The organism is Candidatus Kurthia intestinigallinarum, from assembly GCF_003991225.1.
Classification (GTDB): domain Bacteria; phylum Bacillota; class Bacilli; order Bacillales_A; family Planococcaceae; genus Kurthia; species Kurthia populi.
Map to the genome: position 1 here is coordinate 1 of NZ_JTFC01000126.1, position 1,166 is coordinate 1,166.

Genomic DNA, 1,166 nt, shown 5'->3' on the forward strand with positions numbered 1-1,166 from the left:
TTCCGTGGTAACCTCGCATGGTGTAGTGCTGCTAACTCGTACAATTCATTAAATAACTGACTAAAGAACAAGTTCACTAAGCTCTGCCATGACTGGTCCATCAACGGAATTATTACATACAGCATCATTTTCTTTTGCCCAATATCCATTAAATGAAAATCGCTGAAACTCGTAAATTCAGCCACTTCGCTATCAATGTAGTCAGAAATGGTCGTAAGGAGCGACACAATAATACTGCCCTGCATTTCCTGCTTCGCTTTTTTATAACCTAGCTCGTAGGCACGTCTGGCTGGGTGTTTAAAATCAAGCTGTAAAAACTGCTGATCCAGCTCACTATCCCCGTCCCCATCTGCTGTATCAAAGGTTTGTAGGAATTCAAGTAACCCTCGCATATTGCGATTCTTTGGCTCTAGCTCATGAATGGCGTATAGAATAAGAGCTTTCAGTAAGGCACGCTGCGAGTAGTACCAGACGTCTCGCTTGCCGTCCTTATTCGCACTATCCACCATCTTCGTCGCAACTGTGGTCGCCTGCGTTTCCTTACGCACATAATCTAGCGGATTATGCCGATCGCTCGCCTGCATGTTCATAAAATTAATGACATGTACCTCGTAGCCTTGTGCCTCTTTAATCGCTGCCGTTTTCTCGTACACCTCAGCCTTTGGATCTGTTATGACAATGCTGTTCTCGGTTTCATATAAAACATTCGTCATAACAAAGGACTGCGTTTTATAGCTCCCAGGTCCACCAACAACCATAATATTACGGTTCGGCTTTGATTCATTTGGCTGGATTAACACTTTTTTATTGTAGATGCCTAAAATAGTACCGTTCATTCTACATCACGCCCTTTAAGTGACTGTAAAAATGTTTCACGCACATCCTTTTCTGATTTTGCGATAAAATTTCCATCTAATATTTCCTTTTCCTTCGCCCAACGTGCCGAGCCGTGATATGCATTCTTTTCGTGAATGTCCCACCCGTCCTTTTTCGTTTTGCGCTTTAATTGCAGTAACGCACTATAAAACAAATTAAGCACCGTCAAAATGAAAAACAATGGATTTTTAGATGCCACGTAGCCTTCTATCGCCTGTACAGGATGTAGAAACAGCTCCTTTACACTCCCAAGCATTGCATCTGTCGTAATGGCAAGCTTCAGTTCACCA

General features: G+C 42.6%; 2 protein-coding genes. Both read right to left on the minus strand.

All coding sequences use genetic code 11. The annotated features are described in order from the left end of the window. Nucleotides 1-836: VirD4-like conjugal transfer protein, CD1115 family (locus tag QI30_RS19125; RefSeq protein WP_158621089.1), on the minus strand; the 836-nt coding region annotated here is incomplete at its 3' end. Next, nucleotides 833-1,166, minus strand: a 334-nt coding sequence (locus QI30_RS20650) for a hypothetical protein (protein WP_158621090.1), incomplete at its 5' end; no start/stop codon positions are given. The genes QI30_RS19125 and QI30_RS20650, both read right to left, overlap by 4 nt.